At 66.8% G+C, this 25,058-nt stretch carries 31 protein-coding genes and 1 pseudogene; 19 read left to right on the top strand and 13 right to left on the bottom strand.

The genetic code is table 11. The features are described from left to right. The first annotated feature begins 22 nt into the window (after positions 1–22). The 3 genes from ACGFNP_RS15000 (at position 23) to ACGFNP_RS14990 (ending at position 1,946) form a co-directional block, all read left to right on the top strand. Positions 23–463, top strand: coding sequence for a MarR family winged helix-turn-helix transcriptional regulator (locus ACGFNP_RS15000; RefSeq protein ID WP_393318712.1), 441 nt, complete (start codon positions 23–25; stop codon positions 461–463). Positions 464–535: 72 nt separating this feature from the next. After that, entirely contained in the window at positions 536–949 is a 414-nt protein-coding gene (locus ACGFNP_RS14995) for a nuclear transport factor 2 family protein (RefSeq protein WP_393318709.1), read from the top strand. A gap of 145 nt (positions 950–1,094) precedes the next feature. Next, positions 1,095–1,946, top strand: a complete 852-nt coding sequence (locus tag ACGFNP_RS14990; RefSeq protein WP_393318706.1) for a TIGR02452 family protein — start codon at positions 1,095–1,097, stop codon at positions 1,944–1,946. A gap of 12 nt (positions 1,947–1,958) precedes the next feature. Here the strand turns inward: ACGFNP_RS14990 and ACGFNP_RS14985 are convergent, their stop codons facing one another. Continuing rightward, entirely contained in the window at positions 1,959–2,672 is a 714-nt protein-coding gene (locus ACGFNP_RS14985; RefSeq protein ID WP_393318703.1) for a UTRA domain-containing protein, read from the bottom strand. A gap of 171 nt (positions 2,673–2,843) precedes the next feature. Here ACGFNP_RS14985 and ACGFNP_RS14980 point away from each other — a divergent pair. After that, positions 2,844–2,988, top strand: a pseudogene (locus ACGFNP_RS14980) (ATP-binding protein); the annotation flags it as partial. 116 nt (positions 2,989–3,104) lie between these two features. Continuing rightward, positions 3,105–3,512: an Imm10 family immunity protein gene (locus tag ACGFNP_RS14975; protein WP_393318700.1), complete on the top strand. Its 408-nt coding sequence runs from the start codon at positions 3,105–3,107 to the stop codon at positions 3,510–3,512. Here ACGFNP_RS14975 and ACGFNP_RS14970 read toward each other — a convergent pair. Together ACGFNP_RS14970 and ACGFNP_RS14965 are read right to left on the bottom strand one after the other, a co-directional pair. Further along, positions 3,495–4,103 (bottom strand): hypothetical protein, encoded by a 609-nt coding sequence (locus tag ACGFNP_RS14970; protein ID WP_393318697.1) that lies wholly within the window; start codon positions 4,101–4,103, stop codon positions 3,495–3,497. The genes ACGFNP_RS14975 and ACGFNP_RS14970 overlap by 18 nt on opposite strands. After that, the gene (locus ACGFNP_RS14965) at positions 4,100–4,924 is read right to left on the bottom strand and encodes a hypothetical protein (protein ID WP_393318694.1); all 825 of its coding nucleotides are present in this window, start codon (positions 4,922–4,924) and stop codon (positions 4,100–4,102) included. Before ACGFNP_RS14965 ends, ACGFNP_RS14970 begins: the two co-directional genes overlap by 4 nt. Before the next feature lie 202 nt (positions 4,925–5,126). Here ACGFNP_RS14965 and ACGFNP_RS14960 point away from each other — a divergent pair, with 202 nt between their 5' ends. Next, positions 5,127–5,969: a patatin-like phospholipase family protein gene (locus ACGFNP_RS14960; RefSeq protein WP_393318691.1), complete on the top strand. Its 843-nt coding sequence runs from the start codon at positions 5,127–5,129 to the stop codon at positions 5,967–5,969. Positions 5,970–6,176: 207 nt separating this feature from the next. Here ACGFNP_RS14960 and ACGFNP_RS14955 read toward each other — a convergent pair whose 3' ends face one another. The 7 genes from ACGFNP_RS14955 to ACGFNP_RS14925 form a co-directional block, all read right to left on the bottom strand. Continuing rightward, a complete protein-coding gene (locus ACGFNP_RS14955; RefSeq protein ID WP_139638452.1) occupies positions 6,177–6,488 on the bottom strand; it encodes a helix-turn-helix transcriptional regulator in 312 nt (103 codons plus the stop codon). After that, positions 6,485–7,549, bottom strand: coding sequence for a tyrosine-type recombinase/integrase (locus ACGFNP_RS14950; protein ID WP_393318687.1), 1,065 nt, complete (start codon positions 7,547–7,549; stop codon positions 6,485–6,487). Before ACGFNP_RS14950 ends, ACGFNP_RS14955 begins: the two co-directional genes overlap by 4 nt. A 687-nt stretch (positions 7,550–8,236) precedes the next feature. Beyond that, the gene (gene tgmC, locus ACGFNP_RS14945) at positions 8,237–9,367 is read right to left on the bottom strand and encodes an ATP-grasp peptide maturase system methyltransferase (protein WP_393318684.1); all 1,131 of its coding nucleotides are present in this window, start codon (positions 9,365–9,367) and stop codon (positions 8,237–8,239) included. After that, complete coding sequence (locus tag ACGFNP_RS14940; protein ID WP_393318681.1) at positions 9,364–10,317, bottom strand: MvdC/MvdD family ATP grasp protein; 954 nt, start codon at positions 10,315–10,317, stop codon at positions 9,364–9,366. Before ACGFNP_RS14940 ends, tgmC begins: the two co-directional genes overlap by 4 nt. A 20-nt stretch (positions 10,318–10,337) precedes the next feature. Continuing rightward, positions 10,338–10,571: a putative ATP-grasp-modified RiPP gene (gene tgmA / locus ACGFNP_RS14935; RefSeq protein WP_393319680.1), complete on the bottom strand. Its 234-nt coding sequence runs from the start codon at positions 10,569–10,571 to the stop codon at positions 10,338–10,340. 165 nt (positions 10,572–10,736) lie between these two features. Then, complete coding sequence (locus ACGFNP_RS14930; RefSeq protein WP_393318678.1) at positions 10,737–10,955, bottom strand: DUF397 domain-containing protein; 219 nt, start codon at positions 10,953–10,955, stop codon at positions 10,737–10,739. Beyond that, a complete protein-coding gene (locus ACGFNP_RS14925) occupies positions 10,948–11,247 on the bottom strand; it encodes a Scr1 family TA system antitoxin-like transcriptional regulator (RefSeq protein WP_393318676.1) in 300 nt (99 codons plus the stop codon). The genes ACGFNP_RS14930 and ACGFNP_RS14925 overlap by 8 nt, the downstream gene beginning before the upstream one ends. Before the next feature lie 941 nt (positions 11,248–12,188). Between ACGFNP_RS14925 and ACGFNP_RS14920 the strand changes: the two genes are divergently transcribed. After that, positions 12,189–12,827: a hypothetical protein gene (locus ACGFNP_RS14920; protein ID WP_393318673.1), complete on the top strand. Its 639-nt coding sequence runs from the start codon at positions 12,189–12,191 to the stop codon at positions 12,825–12,827. A gap of 102 nt (positions 12,828–12,929) precedes the next feature. On the opposite strand, the gene ACGFNP_RS14915 is transcribed toward ACGFNP_RS14920, so the two are convergent. Further along, positions 12,930–13,703, bottom strand: coding sequence for an SDR family oxidoreductase (locus ACGFNP_RS14915; protein WP_393318670.1), 774 nt, complete (start codon positions 13,701–13,703; stop codon positions 12,930–12,932). 81 nt (positions 13,704–13,784) lie between these two features. Here ACGFNP_RS14915 and ACGFNP_RS14910 point away from each other — a divergent pair, with 81 nt between their 5' ends. The 7 genes from ACGFNP_RS14910 to ACGFNP_RS14880 all read left to right on the top strand — a co-directional run bounded on the left by ACGFNP_RS14910 (position 13,785) and on the right by ACGFNP_RS14880 (position 17,913). Then, positions 13,785–14,402 (top strand): TetR/AcrR family transcriptional regulator, encoded by a 618-nt coding sequence (locus ACGFNP_RS14910; protein ID WP_393318667.1) that lies wholly within the window; start codon positions 13,785–13,787, stop codon positions 14,400–14,402. A 224-nt stretch (positions 14,403–14,626) separates the two neighbouring features. Further along, positions 14,627–14,833 carry a hypothetical protein gene (locus ACGFNP_RS14905; protein ID WP_393318664.1) on the top strand — a complete coding sequence of 69 codons (207 nt, stop codon included), beginning with the start codon at positions 14,627–14,629 and terminating at the stop codon, positions 14,831–14,833. Then, positions 14,797–15,399 (top strand): DUF6879 family protein, encoded by a 603-nt coding sequence (locus ACGFNP_RS14900; protein ID WP_393318661.1) that lies wholly within the window; start codon positions 14,797–14,799, stop codon positions 15,397–15,399. Before ACGFNP_RS14905 ends, ACGFNP_RS14900 begins: the two co-directional genes overlap by 37 nt. Beyond that, positions 15,374–16,246, top strand: coding sequence for a helix-turn-helix domain-containing protein (locus tag ACGFNP_RS14895; RefSeq protein ID WP_393318658.1), 873 nt, complete (start codon positions 15,374–15,376; stop codon positions 16,244–16,246). The genes ACGFNP_RS14900 and ACGFNP_RS14895 overlap by 26 nt, the downstream gene beginning before the upstream one ends. Positions 16,247–16,323: 77 nt before the next feature. Next, positions 16,324–16,641 carry a hypothetical protein gene (locus ACGFNP_RS14890; protein ID WP_393318655.1) on the top strand — a complete coding sequence of 106 codons (318 nt, stop codon included), beginning with the start codon at positions 16,324–16,326 and terminating at the stop codon, positions 16,639–16,641. Between the two features lie 418 nt (positions 16,642–17,059). Further along, entirely contained in the window at positions 17,060–17,287 is a 228-nt protein-coding gene (locus ACGFNP_RS14885) for a hypothetical protein (protein ID WP_393318652.1), read from the top strand. Between the two features lie 20 nt (positions 17,288–17,307). After that, on the top strand, positions 17,308–17,913 hold the full coding sequence (locus tag ACGFNP_RS14880) for a hypothetical protein (protein WP_393318650.1): 606 nt from the start codon (positions 17,308–17,310) through the stop codon (positions 17,911–17,913). Between the two features lie 12 nt (positions 17,914–17,925). On the opposite strand, the gene ACGFNP_RS14875 is transcribed toward ACGFNP_RS14880, so the two are convergent. Continuing rightward, entirely contained in the window at positions 17,926–18,120 is a 195-nt protein-coding gene (locus ACGFNP_RS14875; protein WP_393319678.1) for a helix-turn-helix domain-containing protein, read from the bottom strand. Positions 18,121–18,291: 171 nt separating this feature from the next. Between ACGFNP_RS14875 and ACGFNP_RS14870 the strand changes: the two genes are divergently transcribed. Further along, the gene (locus ACGFNP_RS14870) at positions 18,292–18,519 is read left to right on the top strand and encodes a hypothetical protein (protein WP_393318647.1); all 228 of its coding nucleotides are present in this window, start codon (positions 18,292–18,294) and stop codon (positions 18,517–18,519) included. 374 nt (positions 18,520–18,893) lie between these two features. On the opposite strand, the gene ACGFNP_RS14865 is transcribed toward ACGFNP_RS14870, so the two are convergent. Then, positions 18,894–19,883, bottom strand: a complete 990-nt coding sequence (locus ACGFNP_RS14865) for a LacI family DNA-binding transcriptional regulator (RefSeq protein WP_393318644.1) — start codon at positions 19,881–19,883, stop codon at positions 18,894–18,896. Between the two features lie 158 nt (positions 19,884–20,041). On the opposite strand from ACGFNP_RS14865, the gene ACGFNP_RS14860 reads away from it, so the two are divergent. From ACGFNP_RS14860 to ACGFNP_RS14845, 4 genes are read left to right on the top strand one after another with little or no spacing between them, the layout of a single operon-like run. Further along, entirely contained in the window at positions 20,042–21,334 is a 1,293-nt protein-coding gene (locus ACGFNP_RS14860) for an ABC transporter substrate-binding protein (protein WP_393318641.1), read from the top strand. After that, positions 21,331–22,218 carry a carbohydrate ABC transporter permease gene (locus ACGFNP_RS14855; RefSeq protein ID WP_393318638.1) on the top strand — a complete coding sequence of 296 codons (888 nt, stop codon included), beginning with the start codon at positions 21,331–21,333 and terminating at the stop codon, positions 22,216–22,218. Before ACGFNP_RS14860 ends, ACGFNP_RS14855 begins: the two co-directional genes overlap by 4 nt. Further along, positions 22,218–23,069: a carbohydrate ABC transporter permease gene (locus ACGFNP_RS14850; RefSeq protein ID WP_358334423.1), complete on the top strand. Its 852-nt coding sequence runs from the start codon at positions 22,218–22,220 to the stop codon at positions 23,067–23,069. Before ACGFNP_RS14855 ends, ACGFNP_RS14850 begins: the two co-directional genes overlap by 1 nt. A 26-nt stretch (positions 23,070–23,095) precedes the next feature. Beyond that, a complete protein-coding gene (locus ACGFNP_RS14845; protein WP_393318634.1) occupies positions 23,096–25,048 on the top strand; it encodes a beta-galactosidase in 1,953 nt (650 codons plus the stop codon). Positions 25,049–25,058 lie beyond the last annotated feature (10 nt).

Here is a 25,058-nt window from a genome sequence, read left to right as displayed (position 1 = left end):
AGAAACGGATTTGGAGATCATCGTGACGACCACAGCCCAGGCCTTCGGTACCGCGCTCATCGGCCAGACCGAGAAGGCGCTCAACGCGATCCTGGACCGGCAACTCGCCGGGACCGGCATCACCGAGCCCCAGTGGGTGACCCTCACGCTGACCGTGGTCAGTGGCGGGGCCATCGACCGGGCCGAGCTCATCCGCCGGGTCAGCGGTGCCACACAGTTCAGCCAGGCGTCGGTGGCCGAACGCATCACCGAGCTGACCACCGCAGGGTTCCTGCGCGAGGGCGGCGACGGCCGCGTCCAGGTCACCGACGAAGGACAGGCGCGTTGGACGCAGGTCCGCACCGCGATCGGCCCGATCACCCAGGGACTGTGGGGCGACCTGCCGGCTGAGGACCTGGCCACCGCGGGCCGCGTCCTGGGCATCGTCCTGGACAGGGCCAACGCGGTACTGGTCGGCCCCTGAACCCTTCTCCCTCGAAACTCGCCATCAGGCACAGAGACAACATCGCCGCCCTCCAGCATGAAAGAGGATTCCATGTCCACAGATACGCTGATCGCCAACCGCATCGAGATCGCCGACCTGTTCACCCGCTTCGCGCGCCTACTTGACGAGAAGCGGTGGGAGAACGCCGACACCGTCTTCACCGACGATGTGATGGTGCACTCACCGCGCGGAGGCGAACTCCGCGGCATCGACAAGGTCGTCGGCTTCATGCGACAGAGCGAGGTCGAGGGGCAGCACGCCCTGCACACCACCACCGACCTGCTGGTGGACATCGACGGTGACCAGGCGGCCGCTTCGGCCTACTCGCTGGTGTACTACTACCGCGACGGCCAAGCGCCCCACTTCACAGGCGGCCTGCGACTGGCCGGCACCGTGGTCCGGACGCCGGCGGGCTGGCGATTCCGCGAACAGCGGATCACGCCGGCCTGGACCCGCGAGAACTGATCCGTCGAAGGTCAAGGTCCACCACGCTTCGGGGCTCATCTGGGAGCGATGCGTCGGAACCCAAGCCCAAAAGTAACGGTGGCGGGTTCGCAGCCGGGCGAAACTGTTCGCCCGGGGAGCTGGTCACGGCCTACCATGCGGACGCGTGAGCAGAAGACTACGTGGGATCGCGGCCGTCAACGCCCAGATCATCACCGATGGCGAGTACACGACCGATGACGGCACCATCGTCGTCGTGGGCCCGGCACTGGAGGCAGCGGTTTCCGGCACTGTGAGCCATCCACCGGACGGGCTCGTCGATGTGCCCCCCACGGCGATCGGTCACCGGACATCTTTCGAGGTGACGGCTGAGGACAGCCTTCAGGCCGCGCGACGGCTGCACCTTGCCGGGGCCGAACGGATCGCCGTTCTGAACTTCGCCTCGGCCCGTAACCCCGGAGGCGGCTACCTCGGCGGCGCCAAAGCACAGGAAGAGGATCTCTGTCGCAACGCGCTGTTGTATCCCTGTCTCCTTCAGGCTCCCGACTACTACGCCGCTCACCGCGACTCCCCTGACCTGCTCTACAGCCACCGCGTCATCTGGTCCCCCGACGTTCCCGTGCACCGCGACGACGGCCGATTGCTGGCCGAGCCGTATCCGGTCTCGTTCCTGACCTGCCCCGCTCCCAACGCCGGACAAGTGCTGCGCCGTGAGCCGAGCGCGCGGAACCGAATCCAGCGGGTGCTCTACCAGCGTGCGGAACGAGTACTGGCCGTGGCCGCCCACCACGGCGCGCGTCAACTGGTTCTCGGCGCCTGGGGATGCGGGGTGTTCCGCAACGACCCGCACCAGGTCGCGGATGCATTTCACCACCACCTCACCGCAGGCGCCGCATTCTCGACTGTGTTCGAACGGGTTGTCTTCGCGGTCTGGGACCGCTCGCCAGACTCCGCCAACAGAGCTGCGTTCGCCGACCGTTTCACCACCGTGGAGGAACCGCCCTCCGAAGGGCTGTGAGGGCTGCCGGGCTCAGAATTCGTCGTAGCCGGAGACCTGGCCGATCGGGAAGATGTGTCGATTGGCGGCGCAGATCGTCTCCAACACGTGGACAGCCGTGTCCTCAGTCGAATAGCTGGCCCGCAGCACCTGAACAATCCACTCACCGGGCTCAAGCTCCAGCGTCTCCCGCTCGAAGGGCGTCGGCGGCCGGGCGGTCAGGTTCTCCTCCGCGTGGCCGAAGGCATGGCCCAGAGCGATCAGCGCGGACTGAAGAGACGGCTGTACGAACTCCGGCTCGGCCAGCCGGGTGTCGCCGAACAGGTCGGCTCGGAAGTAGCTCGTCGCGATCCGTACGGGCACGTCGTTGGCGGTCATCATCTTGCGGCGGGCGACGATCTCGGTGCCGGGCTCAACGCGCAGGCAGGCTGCCACGTGATCGCCGGCGGCCTCCAGGCCGACGTACAACATCCGGCGGCCGGCCTTGAGGCCCTGGCGTTCGGCCTCGGCGAGAAACAGGGACTTCGAGCCTCGTACAGCGGGCTCGGTCGGCAAGGCTCGCTGCACCAGCACTCTGGGCGCTGGCGCGGCAGGCCCTTCCGGCGCGCGGGCTGCCGGTCCTTTCCCCATCTGCGAGATGCGGCCGGGAGAGACGCCAAGCCGACCGGCGAGCTCCTCCAAGCTCATGCCGGACTCGCGGGCCTCGGCGACGGCCTGCCGCCGCATCTTGGCCGCCTCAGTGACCAAGCCCTGCTCCTCAGTCATGAGTCGGCTGAGAACGCGGGCTCGCTCCACAGGGTCGCCCATCTGCGCGACTTCCCTCAGCGTCTTCAAGTCCATCCGAGCGTTGCCTCCTCAGCGGATCGACGGACAGCCTATTTTGGCCCCCCTATAGCGGGGCCCGAAGGAGACCCCGTCGCCGGGCGGTTGCAGGACGAGCTGGTCAAACTCGCCCGGCTGCCGGTCCTGATCGTGGATGAGGTCGGCTACGCGGCCAACTTGTTCTTCCAGCCGGTATGAGCGGGCCAGCCTGATCGTGACCAGTAACAAGCCGTTCGGCAAAGCGCACATGTTCGCGCGAATATGTGCGAGGTGCTGCCGAAGCAGCACGGGTTCCTGTCCGGGGATACCTGGTGAGTGTGGGCGGCGTTGTCGGTCATGGTCGTTACGCTCCTGGTCATGACGATCAGGTTCACTGCCCGGGTTGCGGGCGTGGAGGAAGAAGCCGACGATTGCCTGACGGTGGGCGTCGCCGAGGGTGAAGACGGCGCTGGCATGGTGTTGCTGTTCATGTGTGGTCTGTTCGAGCCCGATGAGCAGGACATTGAGCTTGGGATGGACACCTATTGCCTGGTCACCGCAGGTCAGGGCACCGCTTATGGCGTCGTTGAAGAGGTGACGCTCCGTGACAGACTACTGCGCGTCAAGGTGGCAGCCGACAGCCTGGATGCGTTGGGGCTGGACGACCACGAGATCGAGGCGTCCCTGGCTGTCGAGGATGACATCATCGATCAGCTGCGCGATGGACTGTTGCGTGTTCTGACCTATGGTCGGCCCGAAGCCCATCCGTCAGTACTTGAGCTGTGATTCCCCAGAGGTCTCGCCGTTGGGCGGCCTGGGCAGCCGGCCATCGACGACGTGGTCGGCTAGATAGATCATGATGCCTTCGGGGGTCATCCGGAACGCCGCGGCGACGAGTTTGGCGTCCATGATGTTGACCAGGTCGATCAGGCGGGTGGAGCGAAGCATTCGCGGTGAGATGCCGGCCGGATCCAGGATGTGGCTGACATAGGCGACGGAGGCCGGGTTCCGGCCCGCTTTGGTGCCCTTGGTGACCATCAGATGCGGGTTGCTGGTGCGCTGGGTCTCGCGGTGGGCCATGCATCGCTGCACGATGCTCCAGCTGACCGGGTCCAGGGGCACGAGGTGGGGGCGTTGCCCGAGACGGATGGCACGGTTGGCGGGATCGATGCCGTCCAGGCGCAGGTGGCGGACCTCAGCGCTGGAGGCGCCGTGCAACAGTGACAGGATGCCCAGCAGAGCCTCGTGCGGGTGGACAGCCGGGTCGGTGATCCATCTCTGGAAGAGGCGTCTTTGCTGGTCGAGGGTGAGGGTCTTGCCGATGAAGCCCTTGGCCGCCTTCGCCGACAGTCCGCTGGTGGGGTCGATAAGGATCATCTTGTGGGTTTTGGCGAAGCGGAAGAACTGCCGGGCGATCTGCAGCCGCGGGGCCGGTTCTTGGGCTGGGCGGCCAGGAACGTCTCGATGTCGTGCACGTCGACCAGGGCCCAGTCCTGCTTTCCACCCGCGCTGACGTGCTGGGCCAGATCGCGCAGGGTGGACAGCTTGATGTCGAGGGTGATGTCGGCACGGGGCAGTGTCCCAGCCCGGCGGGCGCGCTCGCGGGAGCGCAGCAGAAAAGTGTTAAAGGCCTCCGCCGCGGGCCGCAGCGGCGCTGGGACGGCGTCGATCCGGCGGCGACGGCGTCCGGCGGCCAGCCGTTCGGCGTGATCGGTGGCCAGCGCCAGACCGCGTTCGACGAAGAAGATCTCCAGCCCTCGGGCCAAGGGCCCCATCGAGCGGCCGGGCAGCCGGGCCCGCTCCAACAGGGCTTGGGGGTGGTTGAGGTGTTCGTCGCCCAGCAGCCGTCCCAGCTGGCTGATCAGGACGCAGGCTCGGGCCGGAGAGTGACCGGCGGCCAGGTGGCCGATGAGCTCGCCCAGCCAGGGAGGCGGGGCAGTCAGCCGGGCGATGAGGTTCTCACCAGCGACGAAGGGCCGTTCGGGGCGGCGCTGCCAGCAGGCCGAGCACAGGCCGTGGCCGGCATGCGGGCGCAACTGCCCGCAGTCGTCGCAGACGCGCGGCGGGTCCTTCGCCTGGCGAGGACGTGAGCAGGTCCCGCACCAGCCGGTGGATTGGCGCAGATAGCCCGGGCGGCCGCAGCGCGGGCACGGTTGTTGCGCCGGCCGTGCCGAGCCTTGCGGGTGCAGTCCCGGCATAGCGTCGCCTCCGGCGAGCGGACGGGATGCCCGCACTCGGTGCAGACGCGTGAGCACATGATGCACCGGCCGGTGTCGGCCTGCAGCACCCGTTGCTTGCCGCAGCCCGGGCAGGTGTCGGCGTACGGGCTCAATTGCCGAGCCACGTACAGGTAAACGTGCAGAGAGGATCAGTGCGGCGGTGGTCATGCAGAATGGGGACATGCGGCGGGCGTTGGTACTCGGCGGAGGCGGTGTCACGGGAATCGCCTGGGAACTGGGCATGCTGGCCGGTCTGGCCGAGCACGAAGTCGATCTCTCCTCCGCCGATGTGGTGATCAGCACCTCGGCGGGCGCGGTCGTCGGTGCGCAGCTGGCGTGCGGGCTCGATTTACGGCAACGCTATGAGGCCCAACTCGTGCCCGTCGCGGGCGAGACAGCTCCCCAAGGCGTCGCGAAAGCCCTGCTCAAGCTCGCCTGGGCGTCGGTACGCGCGGGTACGGACGCGCAGGCGTTCAGAGAGCGAATGGGCCGGATGGCGCTGAAGGCCAAGACCCCTTCGGAGGAGGAGCGGCTGCGCACCGTGGCGGAATGGCTCGGCGGGGCGACGGAGTGGCCAACTCGCGAACTGCTGATCACCGCCGTGGACGCCGCTTCCGGCGAGTTCGCGATGTTCGATGCCGCCTCGGGGGCCGACCTGGTCAGGGCGGTGGCGGCCAGTTGCTCCAGCCCCGGCGTGCGCCCGCCGATCACCATTGGTGAGCGCCGCTACACGGATGGCGGGATACGTTCACCGTTGAACCTGGACCTGGCCAAGGGCTGCAGCCATGTGGTGGCTCTGGCACCGGTGACGCGTGCCGGCGGCCCGGTGGAGACAGTCGAGCAGCAGCGCTCCAAGCTCGGCGCCGCCCAAGTGGTGGTCATCACACCGGACGAGGTCACCAGAAAGGCGTTCCGTACCGGCCTGCTGGACCCCTCTCGCCGCGCACCCGCCGCCCGCGCAGGTCACGCCCAGGCCGCCGCCGTCGCGGACTTGGCGCGCAGTGTCTGGCAGTCGCCCTTGTAGCCGCAGTACTGAGGATCGGTCTCTGCGCGTTTACTCGTACGCACCTCTGCACTTCAAGACGTACGCCGACAGCAGGACGCCTTGGCGGCCGCTTCGTTGAGCCGTCTGAGGCAGCGGCAGCAGTGCATGCGGCCGATGATGCCGACCGGGCCGCCGCAGTCCACACAGTCGCGTTGCCGTTGGCCCATCGCCGTCCTCCTGCTCAGGTCACAGTGGCGGCATAGACCGGCCGCCGCTGGTGGCGGCCTTGGGCTCAGTCGCCGGCTGCGGCGGGCGGGCGGGCTGTTCGACGGGGGTGGTGTCCACCTCGATCAGGTCGTTGGGGCTGCACTCCAGCGCGGTGCACAACGCGGCCAGGGTGGACAGCTTCACCTGGGTGGGCTCCTTGGTCAGCAGCGCCGACACCGACGCCGCCGACAGCTCCAGCCCGGCCTTGTCGGCCAGCAGCCGCCGCAGCTGAGCGCCGGTCCACACCTCGCGCTGCGCGGCGGCCATGCGCAGTTTCCACCGGATCTTCATGCGGTCGGGTCTCCCTGTCCGTTCAGCTCGCCCAGGGTGCTGGTCACCGCCCGGCGATAGGCATCTTCAATGAAGGTGGCCGAGGGCCGGACATAGCGCATCGTCGAGCTCACCGTCCAGTGTCCGAGCAACTGCTGGATGGCCACCAGGTCCACGCCGCGCTCGTAGTTGTGGGTGGCGCACGCCCGGCGCAACGCATGCGGGCTGAACCACTCGGTCTGCGGCCGCCCCTCCAACTGCATGAGATAGCGCAGCCGGTTACGGATGGTGCCGCGATGCAGCGCCCCGCCGGACTCATCAGCGAACAGCACCGGCGAGTCGGGGAAGCGGCCGCGCACGTCCTTGAGAAACCAGCGCAGCACCAGGTCCAGCCCGTCCAGCATGGGCACCCACCGCGGCCGCGGCCCGGAGGTGCGGGCGCCCTTGCCGAAGCGGACATGCAGCTTGCCGAACGGGCCCCGGGTGAAGTGCACGTCCGGCCGGTCCAGCAGCGCGGCCTCCTCCGACCGCAGCCCAGCGTGATACAGGGTGCGGAACAGCGCGTAATCCCGTGCCGCCGGGCCGTACTTGCGGGCAGTGGCGATGCGCTCCTTGAGGAAGTCGAAGAAGCCGCTCACCCGCTCCGGCGTCGGCGGCGGCAGCTCGGCCGGGGAGTCATCGCCGACATGCCGGGAGGCGTTGAACTCATCCACCGGGCAGTCCAGCCGCACCCCGAACGCAGCCTCGATCTCAGCGGCCTTACGCACCTGCAGAAACCGGTGAAAGCCCTTGAGAACCTGCACATACTCGCGCCGCGTCGAGGCGGCGCGACCGGCCACCGCCAGGTCGCCGACCACCCGGTCAATGTCCTCGGGAGTGACCTCCCAGGCCGGACGGCCCAGTGCGGTCAGGGTTCGCTCCAGCAGACTGGTGTCGTTCTCGATGGTCACGGGGCTGAACCCGCGAGCGGCCCACGATGCCACGAACGCCTCGACGCATCGCGCCTGATACTCCATCGGGTCACTGGCCAAAGGCTCGGGCGGGAGCACCCCACCCTCCAGCACCCGCAGTCGAGACCGCACCACCGGCACACCTTCCTCACACCGGAAGAATGAAGGCAGCGCCTAACATACGCCTCTCACACCTCACGAATCAGCGAAACGAGAAAGAACCCAGGAACCCCAGCTAGCAGCCGGAATCCTTCGGCACAAACATGTGCCACCCCCAGATAAATTCACCGGGGCGGCCAGGGGACAAGGTGGACTTCATCGGAGACACCAAGATCCAAACCTCCCACCGTGCGGGCGAGGCCGCTGGCGTCCACGTGATCATGGCGGATGCTCTGGTGGCATCCAGATGTGGTTGGCGAGCGATGAGTTCGCCGATCGTCGGCGGTCTAACTGTCCGGAAGCACACACCGGAACGAGAGGATCCACGAAGCCCACGACAGGAAGAGCGCACGAACTGCGCCTCTGGTGGGCTTCAAGGCGCCGTCGACTCGGTGAACCGGCGGGACCTGAGCAACATGACAAGGAGTTTGATCATGACCGTGAGCGCCAGCTTCTGTATGTCCCTCGACGGGTTCGTGGCCCGTCCGGACAACACGGTTCGTATTCATCGGTGAAGCGGCGGTCAGCGGCCGGACGCCGGCGTCCGGATCGACTTGGCTGCCGATGGTCACCTCGGTGACGTCGTGACCTTCTGGGTGCATTCGGACAACCCGGCGACGGCTCCCGCCCGCAGCGCACCCCTTCTGTTGATCGCAGGATCTACGCCGGCAGACTCCAGTTCGGCCCCGCAGGGTTGCCGAGCCACACCCGCTGGCGCTCACCGGTGACCGTGAGCCCGAAGCCAGACTTATGCGGGCTGCCTGCTTCCTGCCACGTTTCGATGGCCTTCTCGACCGCGTCCCACAGTTTGAGCGGTCCGTGCTGGCGCACAGTCCATCCGCGTGCGGGATCCGGTTGAGCTTCGGCCCGCGAACCGGTGCCGGCGTCGACGAGGAACGTGGCGTCATCGCCCCATGCAATTTGGGCCTGCGGAATGGCGAGCTGGGCGACCCATAGAGCTGTTCTGTCCTGGAGGACCGACGGATCGACTCTGGACTCGCGGGCGATCCCCAAACCCCTCACCAATGGCGGACGCGGCGGGGGCAGGTGTGATCGGGCGGTCATGAAGGAGAGGTCATCTTCGAGGAAACGGCCGCTCGCGGTGCCGTCGTCGGCCACGGTGAGATGCGCGAACGCGGTTTCACCCATCCATCCTGACAACGGAGCGGTGATGGTCCCGCCGACACGGATCTGTTGCGACCACTCCCGGGGGACCGTGCGGACAGAGCAGGTCGCGATGAGCCGATCGTATTTGGCGTTCTCCGCATATCCGCGCAGCCCGTCGCCCTCCACCAGCGTGGGAGCGTAGCCCGCACCCATGATCGCGTCACGGGCTCGGGCGGCGACCAGCGGGTCGTACTCGATCGAAACGACGGCGTCGCTTCCAAGTCGCTGACACATCAGCGCGGTTGAGTAGCCCGTGCCGGTTCCGATCTCCAGGACCTTGTCGCCCTCCTCGATCTCGGCAGCCTCAAGCATCCGTACGACCAGGCTGGGAAGCGTGGATGATGACGACGGGTATCCAGATACGGGCCGTGTCGAGTCTTCAGCCAGGAGCCCCTCAACCTGAGTCGGCCAGGTCTCGTTGGCGTATGCCAGGGCGAGCCATACGCCTTCGGGTGTGTCGGCGCGGCGGACGGGTGTCCACCAGCCGAATCGGTTCTTGTCGGGGCGATAAACAGCTTCTCCCAAGAACCGTTCGCGGGGCACCGTTTCCAGTGCTTTTCGCCAACTGGCAGACCCTATTTTGTCCGCCAGTTCGCGGCGGAGCGTCGCGGCCGTGTCGCTCATGGCCACCATCCTTCAAGTAGTGCGTCGGCGAAGGCTTGCGCTATCGTGCCGAAATCTGGAAGCCACGCCCACTGGCCGTTTGGATTGCACTCCATGAAAGTCCAGGCTTCGCCAAATTCGCCGTCTTCGAGGGCAAAGTCAAAACAGCCGAACACAAGACCAAAATGTTCGAGGTAGGCGTATAGAGCACGCCTGATCACTTCGGGCACATCAATGTGGCCATATATCAGGTCGTCCCAGTCTCCCTCCCTCCAGTCGACGGCATCGTCCGGGTGCGTAATCCTAGTGGCGAACACCTGACGACCGACTACGGTCACCCTGGCATCGCTCGACTTGTGGATCTCCTCCTGAAACATGTGCGCCGTCATGGACACCGACTGGTCCAAATCATCCGGTTTTACGCGCTGTGTCCATATCGCACCCACGCGGCCGTCTGGGGCGACCGGGACCGATCGAAATGACTTGTAGATGACCTGCACATGCTTGATGGCGAATTCTCGAGCAGCGTCCAGATCGTTCGTTACGAGCGTTTTGGGAATACGCATGCCGAGGCGGGTCGCCACCTGCAACTCGGCAATCTTGAAATCTGCTCTTTCGGTCGCTCCAGGATGGTTGACGTAGCGGCTGTTCGGTAGGTTTCTCAACAGGCCGCCCAGCCCGTGACGGGCCTCGTTGATCGCGAACAACCGGGCCTGTTCCTCGGTGGCGTCGCTGCGCAAAGGGCTCGGCCGGCGGTAGTAGACCGCTCCTATCTTTTCCAGGGGTGTGTTGCGGCTTGGCGTCACGAGTTGGCCGCTCCACCAGTCGCAGCCGTCCTCGATGCGGGCGCTGAACGTCAGCCCTGCCCCGATGTCGGCTGGATCAACGCGGGCCACGTGCGCCCCGCGCTCCTGCAAGGCTCGGATGACCGTGTTGGCCGTCTCGTCTGCTGGAGACGTGACGACCAGCACCGTACGCGGGCTACGCGACATCAGTCGTCGGAATCGTCTGAAACTAGCGGGCCGCCCGTGCCGTCGTTCCCCTGGTTCTTTGGCGACTTGGTCACCGTGCCCCGCTGCATGTCCACGATCTCGCCTTTGGCGTCGTAGAAGTGAGTGAGCTGGGTTGCGGCGTCGAATTCGACGGTGGTGTACTCCGGTGGCCCCACCGGGGAAGGCTTGGTCATCCGACTCAAACCCCACGGGCGTACGGGCTGATCTTGCATCAAGGTCATTCGAGCCTCCGCGTTGGGGACTGTTCTCCATTTGACGCTAGATGCCTAATTCAAGCTAGGCCAGATGTGGCGATTGTTTGTGGCACAACCAACAAGACAAACCGGAATATAGCAATAGCAAAGCCCCCGATGTAACATCGGGAGCTTCGCGTGCCATTAGAAGTCGAATTCGCCCTTTCGGACGCCGTCTTTGAAAGCTTCCCACACGGGAGCAGTGACGACGTACGGGGCCTGGTCGGGAGCCTCGGTGTCGCGAATACCGACACGCCCACCGAACAGCGGGGCAACCTCCAGACAGTTGCCGTTGTTCGAGCCCGATGCCTTGGCCTTACGCCATGCGGCGCCGGCCAGTTCCTCGGATAGCTCCTCATTCATTCTCATACCTCCCTAGCGTCTCGCGCAGCACATTCTTGGTGACATGCAAGGGGTGTGCCCATGCACGGATCGTTTCGTACCTCAGGCTAATAGCCTGCACCTCTTCCGAGCGATCGGTTACTTGGCCGCTGGATGGAGACTCCAGGTAAGCCCAGTGCTGCGCATTGGGTAGCTGTGCGATGGCGAAGCCGCCGAGAAGGCCCGTGGTCTGCTCGGTCTCAAGCGGGACAATCTGAATCGTGATCTTCGGATGGTCGGTCAGCGACAGCAGCCGCTCAAGCTGTTGCCGCACGGCTGGTCACGCTCCCCCCGCCCCACCGCTGAGCAGCGGAAAAGGAGACAGGCCGCCAAGTTGTCTCTTGGAGTGGGCCTTGGGGGCGGCCTTCGTCGTTGAATCCGGTAGCGACGAAGGCCGCAACAAGCTCTCTCAACCTCGCCTTGGTTGATTGAGAACTGCCCCCTACCTCCCAACCAGGGCATCCCCTCATCCGCGGACGTCCGTCCCTGGTGTTCGCGGATGAGGTGGCCCCCGGTTGGACGCACTTTCCAACCGGGGGCCTCACTTCCGCCGAATAGAGAAGGTCAGAGACGAAGCTGTTACGGGTGGGATCATCCGATGTGCATGATGACGGGTTCGACAACGACGGCCGAGATGACACCTGACTGCGTCGGCAGATCCCCAGGATGGCCTAGGTCGACTTTCACGCGCTCGGTGTCCGGGAGGCTAGGTTTCGCACCCTGATGTGAGCTGAGCGGGTGCTAGGCATGCGCGGATTCCCAATGAAATCCAACCACGACGGCTGCCACCTGGTGTGGTTCGTGCGTGGAACGCTGATCCGGGTACTGGAGATACAGCACGATCAGAGGCGCCCCTGGTCGCACGCGGTGTGTCAGCTGCTGACCGAGGTCGACGGAGTGCAACTCGACCTGGTCCACGTTCATTTGGCACCCTCGGCGCCACATATCCGCTTGGTCCCGCTCCGGCCAGTCGGCCCGGCGAAGCGTGCTTGGAAGGCGGTCCGAGCGGAGCGAGGTCCTTCAGGGGGCGGGCGTCAGCCCGCCTGGGAGAGCGTCCCGAGCGTAGCGGAGGGCCTTTGTGGGCGGGCGGGCATCAGACGGCCAACCACCGAATCGGGTAACGGGAGGGAAGGAAGAACGTCCGGAGCGAAGCGGAGGGCCTTTGGGGAGTCAAGCGGACCAGGGCTCAAGTTGTCCGTTGTTACGATCCTTCGCATGCACGGAGCAGACAGCGCAGTCGACGGAGAAGACGTACGTCAGGTCGTCGCTCTGGCCATCGACACACTAAGAGGTGCAGATCCTCACGCGTGGGAGGCCAAAGCGGGAACGCTCGAGTGGACGTGCTGGGAGACGCTCGAGCACCTGGCCGATGACCTGTTCACTTACGCCGCGAGGTTCGGGCTCGAGAAGCCGCCGGTGTCCGCGCTGTTGCCATTCCGGACGAGCAGCGACCGAAGCGGAGGGCCCGAAAACGTCATCTTCGTTGACCCGGCCTCGGGCCCCGAGGGCCTCCTGACCATCTTTGAGGCGTGTGGTGGCCTGCTCGCGTCCGTCCTACGCACCGCCCCCTCGACCACCGTTGCCTACCACGTCTTCGGGGCCTCGGATCCAGAGGGCTTCGCCGCGATGGGCGTCGTTGAGACCCTCGTGCACGTCCATGACATCGCTCAGGGGCTGAATCTGGAGTGGTCGCCGCCACGGGAGCTGTGCGAACGGGTCCTCAAGAGGCTCTTCTCCCATGTCGTCATCGATTTTGATGCCTGGGAGACCCTGCTGTGGGCGACTGGACGCATGGCTCTCCCTGATCGCCCACGACTCACCGAGTGGCGCTGGTACGGCTCGCAGGGCGTGTGAGTGCTCGCAGCACCGCACGACGGGCCGCCTTGGCCTTCTAGTACTCCAACTGGCCCCTCAGGCGGAAATCACTGCGGGGTGCTCCCGCCCAAGGAGAGAGACTCACAGCCCAGAACCGCCCGTCGCGTCGATCACCCGGCCGGTCACCCAGCGTGCGTCGTCGGAAGCGAGGAAGGCCACGATGTCAGCCACGTCTTCCGGCTGCCCGACCCGGCCCAGCGCGGCCAGGGACGCCGCCTGAGCTTCGGCCTGCGGATTGCCGCGTAGCCAGCTCGCGTTGACGTCTGTGTCGATGATGCCGGGCGCCACCGAGTTCGCGGTGATGCCTCGGGGTCCCAGTTCCTTGGCGAGGTTGAGGGTGAAGGTGTCGAGCGCACCCTTGGTGGCGGCGTAGGCGATGATCTCTGGCATGGCGAGGCGAGCCGCGCCGCTGGAGATGTTGATGATCCGCCCTCCGTCGCGCAGCCGCTTCAACCCCTGCTGCACGATAAAAAACGGTGCGCGGACGTTCACGGCGAAGACCTCGTCGAAGCCGTCCTCGGTCAGCGACGCCAGATCAGAGCTGCGGCCGATGCCGGCGTTGTTGACGATGATGTCGACGGCTCCGCCAGATGCGTATTCGTCGGCATGGGCGTCGAAAGCAGCCCACAGGGAGGCCGCGTCCCCGTGCCGTCCCATCTCCGCGTGCAGGGCGAAGGCCCGGCCGCCGTCCTTGCGGATGAGTTCGACGACCTCGTTCGCCGCTGTCTCGTCGCGGGCGTAGGCGACAGCGATGGTGGCGCCGTCCTGGCCGAGACGTTGCGCGATGGCCCGGCCGATCCCGCGGCTGCCGCCGGTGACCAGTGCGATCTTTCCCTCAAGTGTGCGTGTTCCCATGTGGCCACTCCCGATTTATTGAGCGATGACTCAACAAATAAGGTAGCACGCCTTCTTGAACGAGCGCTCTAAAATGGAGGAGTGACTGAGACACGCGCGAAGCGAGGACGGCCGAGGGCGTTCGACCGCGCCGCGGCACTGACCGCGGCCACCCGTCTGTTCTGGGAACGCGGCTACGAGGCCACCTCCATCGGCGAGTTGACCGAGGCGATGGGCATCAGGCCCGGCAGCCTGTACGCGGCCTTCGGGGATAAGAAGTCTCTGTTCAAGGAAGTGGTGCACAGCTATGGGCGCTCCCCCGTGGGCGCCTTCATGGGCGTTGCCCTTGAGGAGGAACCCACCGCCCACGCCGCGTTCACCCGCATCCTGCGTGAGGCAGCGGTCATCTATCCCGACCCCGCCCACCCGGCCGGATGCCTGACGATCTGCGCAGCCACCAACGTCACCCCGCAAGACGCCGACGTGGAGGCGTTCCTGCGCAACATACGCAACGAGAACCTGAACGTCTTCGAAGCCCACCTACGCGTGGCGCAACAGGCTGGCGAGCTGTCCGATGCGGCCAACCCCCGTGCGCTGGCCGCGTACTTCGCCGCGATCATCCAGGGCATGTCGCAGCGCGCCCGCGACGGGGCCGCGGCGGCCGAGCTGGCCGAAACCGCCGAACTGGCCCTGGTCGCGTGGCCCGCGGCACGACACTGATCCCACGCGCCAATCCGCCATCTCGCCTGCCCAGCCACGCTGGACGGAAAGATCACGATCTACAGCTGGAGTACGGGGGACGGAACCCGGCTGTCCGGTGACTGATGGCAGCTGTTGGCGTCGAGCAGGCGCAGGCGGCGGGATTGACGCGGCCGCCAGCCATGGAATGAAATATCGATGAGCATGCGCGCGATGGCGCGCAATCGCCCGTCGAGAGGACGACCATGCGACTGACGTATCTCGGCAAGACCGGCACCAGCAATGAAGGCAGCTGCCCGGCTCTCTACCAGACCGACCGCGGCACCGCCGTCGTGCAGGGGAAGCGTATTACCGACCCCGAGGCCCTCGGCGACCTCCGCGATCTCGCCCCCGACGAGATCGCTGTCGAGGTGCCTTGGGACGTCATCGAGCTCGGACGGCGCGCGCGGTGACCTTGCAGATATCGGGCGAGCAGTTCCTCGACCTGTTCCGCCAGGCCAAGTCGGACGTCTTCCGGCTGGAACTCCGCGACCGCTACAACGTGCCCGACGAGCGTGACCGCTGGGAGGCGTTCCAAGCTCGCGACTGGCCACGGCTGGACGAGCTGAACAAGGCCCAGCGCGCCACCTGGATGCAGCTTATTGGGGACGTCACCTCGGCAGGCAAGCGCGTGGAACGGGTCAGAGTGGTCTCCGAACCGCCGACCCAGTACATCCAGTTCGAGCTCCGCCTCAATGAAGGCAATGCCCAAGCGGGCGAAGTCATCCGCTACCTCCCGCGCGACCAGATCAAAGGGCTGGCCCTCCCTGCGGAGGACTACTGGCTGTTCGACTCCGCCACCGCCGTGGTGCTCCGTTTCGGCGACGACGACGATCTCCTCGGCATGGAGCTTGTCGACGCGCCCGCGGCGATCGAGAACTTCTGCGCCGGCCGGGACGCGACCTGGCGTCTCGCAATCCCGTATCAGGAATACGCACCGAAGTGGGCTGATCTTGGCGAACCCGCGCCAGACGCGTGAAGCCCTCGGAGCGCGATTGCGCGAGCTGCGCAAGGACGCCAGCCTCAACGGCAAGCAGCTCGCGCAGACGCTCCACTGGCAGGCCACCAAGGTCTCGAGGATCGAGCTCGGCAAGCAGACGCCCAGCGAGGACGACATTCGCGCCTGGCTCGGCGCCTGCGGCGCGGCCGACCAGCAGTCGTCGCTGATCGCTCAGCTCCGCGGTCTTGAGCTGGCCTACGCGGCGTGGCAGCGGCAGTTGCGCACCGGGACGCGCGACCGGCAGCGCCAGATCGCCACTATCGAGGCGGAAGCCGACCTTATCCGCGGATTCGAGCCCGCCACGGTGCCTGGCCTGTTCCAGACCAGGGAGTACGCGCGGCACATCATGGCCCAGTCGATCGCGATTCACGACATCGTCGACGACCTGGAGGATGGTCTGCAAGCCCGCATGGAGCGTCAGGAGATCCTCTACAAGCCCGGCCACCGCTTCCATTTCGTCCTCACTGAGGCGGCCGTCCGCAACCTGTTGTGCCCCCCTGAGATCCTGATGGGGCAGATCGAGCGACTGATCGCATCGGCCACCCTGCCCAACGTCGCTCTCGGCGTGATCCCCTTCACGGCCCGCCTTCCCAAGTCACCCGTGCATGGATTCTGGATCTATGGCACGGGTCTGGTGACCGTCGAGACATTCGCGGCGGAGCTCTCGCTCACGCAACCGGAGGAGATCGCGGTCTACGCCAAGATCTTCGGATTGATGAAGGATGTCGCCCTGTACGGAAAGGCCGCACGCGCGCTGATGACCAGCGTGTTGGACGACCTTGCCGCTACGCACTTCCCTGAGGGGGATCCGACCGAGCTATCGTGAGCTACTTTGTTCCAAGCCAGCGCAATGGCGCGCAATCGCCTTGAGATCCTGCTGGGGCCGCTCGTACCGTCCTGGGCATGGACAGTCACAGGTCTGCATCTCCCACGGGAACGCCCTTCCCGGCGGGCGTTGACGCCACGAACGGGTCTGCCGACGGCGATGTGACGCGGCGTCGGCAGACCGTCGAGCACGCGCCCGCCTCAGCTGAGACCGCGATCCATCTGGAGATCGTCGAGTTTCATGACGTCCATAGGCGCGATGACCGCATGTGGACCGCCACGCATTTCGGCTGTGGCGTGGTGATCGATGCTCTGACGTTCGAGCTTCTGGAGATGGTCGAGGCGCCGATTGTGCGCATCGCTCATTCGGTGCGTGTGAGCGGGCTGAGCGCATGATCGCGCCGACGAATGTCCGGAACACCTGGGTCGCCGTCTCGTCCGCATGGCCCGCTGCCGGACTCAGCCCTGCCCGTTCCGGACCGGCAGGGCTGCTCGGCCGGGGACCGCGCCCAGACCCCGCTGCAGTCCCGGCCCTCGACCACCTGACGCACGGCGGCTCGGCCCGAAACAGTCACCCCCCAAAGGAGAACAGTGACCACGGAAGCGAACGAGCCGGAGAAGCCGTGCGACAACGGTTGCGTCGGCCCGTTCGATCTCGATCCGGGGACAGCGATCAAGCCGTGCCGGACATGCACCTTGACGATGACGTGGGGATAGGAGAGCGCGACCCGCAGCCCTCCACCAAGCCGAAGCCGGTGCCCCTGCCGTGGATGACGTCTCCTCGGGAGTTGCCCTTCCAGACGGGGGCACGGCTGTGACCGAGGAAGACGTCGTGGCTTACTACGACGACCCGGCCTACACCCGCTGCGTGTGCGACCTGCTGTTGCGCGCTTACCCTACGTGGCTGGCGCGGAGGGAGAACCGCATCTGGCTGACCCGACACAGGACGTGGCGCCGAGGGCGACAGCCGATCGCCGACCGAACCGCGGGGCTGCTCCACCAGGCCATCTGGGAGACCAACGTCCGCGGGGTGCTGGCATGACTGCGGCCACCATTCTTCCGGTGCCATACATCGCACCCCGCAGCGCCGAGCGGGTCGACCTCGGGGTTGTCCTGGCGTTCTACGACGGTGCGACGGATGGTCGCAGGCTGTCCTACCCCGATCCGGCCGAGGACGACTGGCAGTTGGGGGTGCTGTGGGCCCGCCAGGAGAGCCATCGGCGCGGCACACCTCTGTGGGACCAGGTGCACACCTTGCGGCAGCGGGAGTGCATGCTGAACGCGCTGTGCCAGGTGTGCGGGGGAACTGCCCTGGACGCGTCCAGCGGACGCCTGTGGTGGGTCTTCCCCCGGCCGGCGCCCTCCGCATCGCTTTATGCGACCAAGCCTGCGACGTGCCTCGGGTGCATCCCGCAGGCGATCCGGTCATGCCCGCGTCTCCGCGCCGAGGCGCACGTCTACACCTCGGGCGGCGAGTACGAGCTGTATGGCGTGCTGGGAGACGTCGTCACCCTGGACCTCGACGGAGCGCCTCGCTTGACCATCGCCCAGGACGTTCCGCTGGACGCTTTCCATCGGCTCGAATACACCCTCGCGCGTGCCCTGACCGTGCATGTGCGGGATCTGCGTCCCGAGACGCCGTGCGTTACCGCGTCCCGGCAGCTGTAACTTCGGCTCCGGTCAGCTCGGGCACGTACTTATCGTGGATCGGCTGACCCCGAGCAGCTTCGCCATGCTGGCGACCGTCGCGTCAGGCGCGGTCAGCATGTGCCGGGCGTGAGCCACCTGCTCCGCGGTGAGCGCGGGAGGTCGGCCGAGAGGGGGACCGCGCCCAGACCCCGCTGCGGCCCCGGCCCTCGACCACCCGACCCGCAGCGGCTCGCCTGGAAATGGTCATCCGCGTGAGGAGAATGATGAACACGGAATAGCCGGAGAATCCGCAGCCGAAACCACCGCCGGATCCGTGCAAGAACGGCTGCGTGGGCCCGTTCGATAACAATCCGAGAGCGGGGACCAAGACGTGCCGGGCCAGAGGGCTTCGCCGCAATGGTTGTCGTTGAGACCCTCGTGCACGTCCATGACATCGCTCAGGGGCTGAATCTGGAGTGGTCGCCCCCACGGGAGTTGTGCGAACGGGTCCTGAAGAGGCTCTTTCCCCATGCCGCCATCGATGTTGACGTCTGGGAGACCCTGCTGTGGGCGACCGGACGCACCGCTCTCCCCGATCGCCCACAACTCACCAAGTGGCGCTGGTACGGCACGCAGGCCGTGTGAACAGCTCGACAAGCGCAGCACCGGCTAGGGACGGAGTCCTGCTGTTCGGTGACTGATGACAGCTATTGGCGTCAAGCATGCCGAAAGCTCTGAACTGGACGTCCATCTTTTCCCGCTCCAACCAGCCAGCCCGGCGAAGCGTGCTGGAGAAGGCGGTCCGAGCGTAGCGAGGTCCTTCAGGGGGCGGGCGTCAGCCCGCCTGGGAGAACGTCCGGAGCGTAGCGGAGGGCCTTTGTGGGCGGGCGGGTATCAAACGGCCAACCACCGAATCGGGTAACGGGTGGGAAGAAAGAAACGTCCGGAGCGAAGCGGAGGCCCTTTGACGGCGGGCGTGGGGGAGGAACCCCCGGAGCGAAGCGAAGGCCCTTTAGAGGCTAGGCCGAGTCGCGGACGATCAAGCTGGTGGGCAGGGCGATCGAGTCGACCCGTTCAGCGCCGTCGATGAGCGCCAGCAGCAGCCGTACCGTCTCCATCGCCACGTCCCCCAGCGGTTGCCGCACCGTAGTCAGCGGCGGGTGTGTGGAGATCGCCACCGACGAGTCGTCGAAGCCGCCCACCGCCACGTCCTCAGGCACCCGCCGCCCCGCCGCCCGCAGCGTGTGCAGTGCACCCGACGCCATCACGTCCGAGGCCGCGAACACCGCGTCCAGGTCCGGTACGCGGTCCAGCAGCCGGGCCATGGCGCTCTCGCCGCTGGCGTGAGTCCAGTCGCCATGCTCGATCAGCTTCTTGGACGCCTTGCGGCCGAGGACGTCGGCGAAGCCCTCAAGGCGCTGGATGCCGCCCGGTGTGTCCATCGGGCCGGTGATCATGGCGATCTTCTTGCGGCCGCGCGAGACCAGGTATTCGGCCATCTGGCGGGCGCCGCCCCGTTCGTCGCAGGCCGCGTACGGGATCACCGTCTCCCTGCCGATGACGGCGCCGCAGGAGACCACCGGGATGCCGGCGCCGTGGAGGGTGTCGACCAGGGGGTCGCCGGCGTGGGTGGACAGGAGCAGGACGCCGTCGGCGTGGCCGCCGCGTACGTAGCGGAGCACCTGTTCGCGCTCCCTGTCGTCGCCGGCGATCATCATGACCAGCGAGAGGTCGCGTTCGCCGAGGAGGCGGATCGCGGTGCGGATCGTGGTGCTGTAGTTGGGGTCCTCGAAGTGGGCTTCGGAGCGGACCATGACGACCGATCCGGCGCGCTGTCTGACCAGGTTGCGGGCGTTGCGGTTGACGACGTAGCCGGTTTCGGCGATGGCGCGTTCGATGGCGATCCGGGCCGCGGGGCTCACATAACGGTCGCCGTTCAGGACCCGCGAGACGGTGCCGCGCGAGATCCCGGCCACCGCGGCCACGTCATGGATGGTCGGCCTTTTCACGGGTTCAGCATCTCATGCCCCGCAGCCCAAACACTGTGAACGTGCACACACCTTTTAGCCCGTTTAACGACCCCGTAACGAAGGGTTGACAGCGCAGAGTGCCCAGACACACGCTGTGAACGTTCACAGACTCCCCCCAAGTCGAGGTACCCATGCAGATGAACAGGCTTGCCGCTGTAGCCGCAGCCGTCACCCTCGTGGCCGGTTGTTCCAGTGGTGGCGCGCAGCAGAGCGCCGCCCCGTCGAGCCCCGCCGCGCAGAAGGTCGCCCTGACCTACTGGAACTGGGTGCCCGGCATGGACAAGATCGTCGCGGTCTGGAACAAGGCGCATCCCGACATCCAGGTCACCTCCAGCACCCAGGCGGGCGGGGACGACTCGGCCACCAAGTTCCTCACCGCCGCCAAGGGCGGGAACCCGCCGGACCTCGTCCAGGCGGAGTATCAGGCCCTGCCGTCGTTCGTGGCCGCCGAGGCGGTGGCGGACATCAAGCCGGCGGCGGATCCGGTCAAAGCGCAGTTCGGCGAGGGTATCTGGGGGCTGGTCATGCTCGGCACCGACGCGGTCTACGGCATCCCGCAGGACAGCGGCCCGATGCTGCTCTACTACCGGGCCGACCTGTTCAAGAAGTACGGCATAGCCGTACCGAAGACCTGGCAGGAGTACGCCGACGCGGCCAGGACCGTGCACGCGAAGGACGCAAAGGTGTACCTCGGTACGTTCTCCAGCAAGGACCCGGGCTCCTTCGCGGGCCTCGCCCAGCAGGCGGGCGGGCAGTGGTGGTCGATCAGCGGCGAGGCGTGGAAGGTCGCCATCAACGACGAGCCCACCAAGAAGCTCGCCGACTACTGGGGCGGCCTGGTCAAGGAGGGCGTCATCGACAACATGCCCTACTTCACCCCCGAGTGGAACAAGGCCCTGAACGACGGCAGGCTGCTGACCTGGCCATCGGCCATCTGGGCGCCCGGCCCGCTGTCGACCAACGCGCCCAAGGCCAAGGGCAAGTGGGGGATCGCGCAGTTGCCACAGTGGAACGCCGGCGAGAACTTCAGCGGCTTCTGGGGCGGCTCGGCCGTCTCCGTGTCGGCGGGCTCCAAGAACAAGGAGGCCGCGGCCAAGTTCGCCACCTGGCTCAACAGCGATCCTGAAGCGCTCGCCCTGCTGGTGAAGGAGGGCTCCGTCTACCCCGCCGCGACCAAGGGCGCCGACCTGCTCTCCGAGCCGCCCGCGTACTTCTCGAACGTGCCCGACTTCTGGAAGCAGGCGGCCGGGTTCGGCGCGGGAGCGCGCGGCTTCACCTTCGGCCCGAACGTCAACGTGACCTACAACGCCTTCAAGGACGCCTTCGACAAGGCCGCGCTGAACAAGACCTCCTTCAGCGGCGCCCTCCAGAGCGTCCAGGACGCCACGGTCGCGGACATGACGAAGTCCGGCTTCAAGCTCGCCCAATGACAGGCACAACAAGGAAGAGCTGGGCACCGTACCTGTTCCTGACCCCGGCCGTGACACTGTTCGCCCTGTTCCTGGCCCTGCCGATCGGCTACACCGTCTATCTCAGCCTGCGCCGGACCAAGGTGTCGGGGCTCGGGCTCGGCAAGGGGTCGAAGCGGGAGATCTTCGTGGGGCTCGACAACTACGTCGCCGCCATCGGCGACGGCGAGTTGTGGGCCGGCTGGCTGCGGGTGGTCGGCTACGCCGCGCTGGTCCTGGCCGTGATGCTGGGGCTCGCGCTGGTGTTCGCGCTGATGCTGGACGCCGCGAAGGTACGGCTGGCCCGCTTCTCCCGGATCGCGATCTTCATGCCGTACGCGGTGCCGGGCGTGGCCGCCAGCCTGATGTGGGGTTTCCTCTACCTGCCGAGCGTGAGCCCGATCAGTGAGCTGTTCGGGGTGGCGCCGCTGAGCCAGAGCGCGGTGGTGTACTCGATGGCCAACGTGGCGGTGTGGGGCGGCACGGGCTTCAACATGCTGGTGCTCTACACGAACCTGCGGGCCATACCCCAGGACCTGTATCAGGCGGCCAGGATCGACGGCGCGTCGGAGCTGCAGATCGCGTTGCGGATCAAGATCCCGATCCTGGCCCCGGCGATCATCCTGGTCACCGTCTTCTCGATCATCGCCACGATCCAGGTGTTCACCGAGCCGACCACGCTCCGGCCGTTCACGAACACCATCAGCTCGACCTGGAGTCCCTTGATGAAGATCTACCGGGACGCCTTCGTGACCGGTGACCTGTACGCGGCGGCGGCGACGGCTGTGGTGATCGCCGGGATCTCGCTGGTGCTGTCGTTCGGGTTCCTGCGCGTGGTGAAGAACCGCGCGTTCGGGGAGGCGTGATGGCCCGCGCCCGCGCCGCGTACGCGCCGCTCGGCCTGGCCCCGACCGGGATCCTGCTGATCGGCTCGGTGTACTGCCTGTTCCCGGTGAGCTGGGTGGTGATCGCCGCCACCAAGACGTCCGGCGAGCTGTTCTCGACCTCGACCTTCTCACCCGGCACCGGGTTCTTCCAGAACCTCGCCGATCTCGCCGCCTATCGCGACGGGGTGTTCTGGCTGTGGATGCTCAACACGCTCCTGTACGCCGGTGGCGGGGCGCTGCTGTCGACCGCCGTGTCCGCGGTGTCGGGCTACACGCTGGCCAAGTACCGCTTCGCCGGCCGGAACCTGATCTTCAACATCCTGATCGGCGGCATCCTGGTGCCCGCGGTGGTGCTGGCGATCCCGCAGTATCTGCTGTTCGCGAAGGTCGGGCTGGCGGACACGTACTGGTCGGTCCTGCTGCCGCAGATCCTGCATCCGTACAGCATCTATCTCGCCCGTGTGTACGCCGGCGCGGCCATCCCCGACTCGCTGCTCGAAGCCGGGCGCATCGACGGGGCCTCGCACTGGACGCTGCTGACCCGGGTGGCGTTGCCGCTGATGGGGCCGGGGATGGTGACCATCTTCCTGTTCCAGTTCGTGGCCATCTGGAACAACTTCCTGCTGCCGTTCATCATGCTCGGCGACGACGGCAAGTTCCCGCTGACGGTCGGGCTCTACACGATGCTGGCCGCGGGGGCGAACCATCCGAGTCTCTACAACCTCATCCTCATCGGTACGTTCCTGGCGTTGATTCCGCTGATCGCGCTCTTTCTCACGATGCAGCGGTTCTGGCGCACCGACCTCAGCAGCGGCGCCGTCAAAGCCTGACAAATTATCAAAAAAGGGGGACTTATATGCCTGAGGGCATCGCGTTCGGCGGGGACTACAACCCCGAGCAGTGGCCGCTGGAGGTGCAGGAAGAGGACGTGCGGCTGATGCGGCAGGCCGGGGTGAACCTGGTCAGCCTGGGCATCTTCGCGTGGGTGCTGATGGAGCCCGCCGAAGGGGTGTACGAGTTCGGCTGGCTCGACACCATCATCGACCGCCTGCACAGCGCGGACATCTCGGTGAACCTGGGCACCCCGACCACGGTTCCGCCCGCCTGGTTCGCCAGAAAGTATCCCGATGCCTCCCCCGTGACCCGCGAGGGCCTGCGCGTCGGCGCGGGCGCGCGCGAGACCGCCTGCTCCAGCCACCCGGCCTTCCGCGCGGCCAGCGCGCGGCTGGCCGAGCGGCTGGTGGCCCGCTACGGCGAGCATCCCGCCGTGGTGATGTGGCATGTGCACAACGAGTACGGGGCGCCGCTCGGCGAGTGCTACTGCGAGTCGAGCGTGGCCGCCTGGCGCGACTGGCTCCGGCAGCGGTACGAGAGCCTCGACGCGCTCAACACCTCCTGGGGCACCGCCTTCTGGGGCCAGCACTACGGCGAATGGGACGAGATCGACGCGCCCCGGTGGAGTCATACCGTGGTCAACCCGGCGCAGCGCCTCGACTACGCCCGTTTCGCCAACGAGGAGCACCTGTCGCACTACCGGTTGCAGCGCGACATTCTGCGCCGGAGCGGCAAACCGGTCACCACCAACTTCGCGGGCACGGTCAACTGCAAGTCGATGGACCTGTGGCGATGGGCCCCCGAGCTGGACGTGATCGCCAACGACCACTATCTGAACGGCGAACAGCCCGACAACCACATCCAGCTCGCCATGTCGGCCGACCTGAGCCGCTCCCTGGCCGGCGGCGGGCCGTGGCTGCTCATGGAGCACTCGACGAGCGCGATCAGCTGGCAGCCGCGCGGCATCGCCAAGCGTCCCGGTGAGATGCGCCGCAACAGCCTCGCCCACGTCGCCAGGGGCTCGGACTCGGTGCTGTTCTTCCAGTGGCGGGCCTCGCGGTACGGCGCCGAGAAGTGGCACTCGGCGATGATTCCGCACGCGGGGACCGACTCGCAGATCTGGCGCGACGTCGTCTCGCTCGGCGCCGACGTGCGCCGACTGGCCCCGGTCAAGGACGGGCGCGTCACCAGCGAGGTGGCGATGGTCTGGGACTGGGAGTCGTACTGGGCGCTGGAGCTGGAGTGGCGGCCCTCGGGCGATCTGCGCTTCCGCGAGCGGGTGGACGCCTTCTATGAGGCCCTCTGGCGGGAGCACGTCACGGTGGACTTCGTCCACCCTTCCGCCGATATTTCGGGATACAGGCTGGTTGTCGTGCCGAGCTCGTACCTGCTCGCCGAAGGCTCGGCCAAGAACCTGCAGCGCTACGTCGAGTCGGGCGGCCACCTGCTCGTGTCGTATTTTTCCGGCATCGTTGATGAGAACGACACCGTCCACGCGGGCGCCTACCCGGGCGCGCTGCGCGAGGTGCTCGGGCTGTCGGTCGAGGAGTTCCACCCGCTGCGCGAGCTGGAGACCGTGACGCTCACCGGCGGGGCCACCGGCCGGATCTGGTCCGAGCGGGTCCGCCTCGAACGGGCGGTGGCCATGCGGCACTTCACCGACGGCCCCGACGCCGGCCATCCCGCCGTGACCGCCAACGCGTTCGGCGGCGGCACCGCGAGCTACCTGGCCGCCGCGCTCGGCGGCGACGACCTGCGCGCCCTGCTCGGCGAGGTGCTCGACCGCGCGGGCGTCTCCCGGCCGCGCGACCTTCCCGACACCCTGGAGCTCGTACGGCGGGGCGCCTTCGCCTTCCTCATCAACCACGGCGACGCGCCCGTCACGGTGACCGGCATGACGGGCACGGACCTGCTCACCGGCGCCCCCTTCACGGGCGAGGTCCCCGCGGGCGGGGTGGCCGTCGTGAAGCGCTGAAGACGACTCA

Source organism: Nonomuraea sp. NPDC049269, from assembly GCF_043197155.1.
Lineage (GTDB): Bacteria > Actinomycetota > Actinomycetes > Streptosporangiales > Streptosporangiaceae > Nonomuraea.
This window is presented reverse-complemented; position numbering and strand designations above follow the sequence as displayed.

What these genes read in the sequence shown, in the direction of transcription:
- ACGFNP_RS14995 (WP_393318709.1), top strand. Translation starts at nt 536, where the DNA reads ATGTCCACAGATACGCTGATCGCCAACCGCATCGAGATCGCCGACCTG.
- ACGFNP_RS14975 (WP_393318700.1), top strand. Translation starts at nt 3,105, where the DNA reads ATGACGATCAGGTTCACTGCCCGGGTTGCGGGCGTGGAGGAAGAAGCC.
- ACGFNP_RS14970 (WP_393318697.1), bottom strand. Translation starts at nt 4,103, where the DNA reads ATGATCCTTATCGACCCCACCAGCGGACTGTCGGCGAAGGCGGCCAAG.
- ACGFNP_RS14965 (WP_393318694.1), bottom strand. Translation starts at nt 4,924, where the DNA reads ATGCCGGGACTGCACCCGCAAGGCTCGGCACGGCCGGCGCAACAACCG.
- ACGFNP_RS14960 (WP_393318691.1), top strand. Translation starts at nt 5,127, where the DNA reads ATGCGGCGGGCGTTGGTACTCGGCGGAGGCGGTGTCACGGGAATCGCC.
- ACGFNP_RS14955 (WP_139638452.1), bottom strand. Translation starts at nt 6,488, where the DNA reads ATGAAGATCCGGTGGAAACTGCGCATGGCCGCCGCGCAGCGCGAGGTG.
- tgmC (WP_393318684.1), bottom strand. Translation starts at nt 9,367, where the DNA reads ATGAGCGACACGGCCGCGACGCTCCGCCGCGAACTGGCGGACAAAATA.
- tgmA (WP_393319680.1), bottom strand. Translation starts at nt 10,571, where the DNA reads ATGCAAGATCAGCCCGTACGCCCGTGGGGTTTGAGTCGGATGACCAAG.
- ACGFNP_RS14930 (WP_393318678.1), bottom strand. Translation starts at nt 10,955, where the DNA reads ATGAATGAGGAGCTATCCGAGGAACTGGCCGGCGCCGCATGGCGTAAG.
- ACGFNP_RS14920 (WP_393318673.1), top strand. Translation starts at nt 12,189, where the DNA reads ATGCACGGAGCAGACAGCGCAGTCGACGGAGAAGACGTACGTCAGGTC.
- ACGFNP_RS14915 (WP_393318670.1), bottom strand. Translation starts at nt 13,703, where the DNA reads ATGGGAACACGCACACTTGAGGGAAAGATCGCACTGGTCACCGGCGGC.
- ACGFNP_RS14905 (WP_393318664.1), top strand. Translation starts at nt 14,627, where the DNA reads ATGCGACTGACGTATCTCGGCAAGACCGGCACCAGCAATGAAGGCAGC.
- ACGFNP_RS14890 (WP_393318655.1), top strand. Translation starts at nt 16,324, where the DNA reads ATGGACAGTCACAGGTCTGCATCTCCCACGGGAACGCCCTTCCCGGCG.
- ACGFNP_RS14870 (WP_393318647.1), top strand. Translation starts at nt 18,292, where the DNA reads ATGGTTGTCGTTGAGACCCTCGTGCACGTCCATGACATCGCTCAGGGG.
- ACGFNP_RS14860 (WP_393318641.1), top strand. Translation starts at nt 20,042, where the DNA reads ATGAACAGGCTTGCCGCTGTAGCCGCAGCCGTCACCCTCGTGGCCGGT.
- ACGFNP_RS14855 (WP_393318638.1), top strand. Translation starts at nt 21,331, where the DNA reads ATGACAGGCACAACAAGGAAGAGCTGGGCACCGTACCTGTTCCTGACC.
- ACGFNP_RS14850 (WP_358334423.1), top strand. Translation starts at nt 22,218, where the DNA reads ATGGCCCGCGCCCGCGCCGCGTACGCGCCGCTCGGCCTGGCCCCGACC.
- ACGFNP_RS14845 (WP_393318634.1), top strand. Translation starts at nt 23,096, where the DNA reads ATGCCTGAGGGCATCGCGTTCGGCGGGGACTACAACCCCGAGCAGTGG.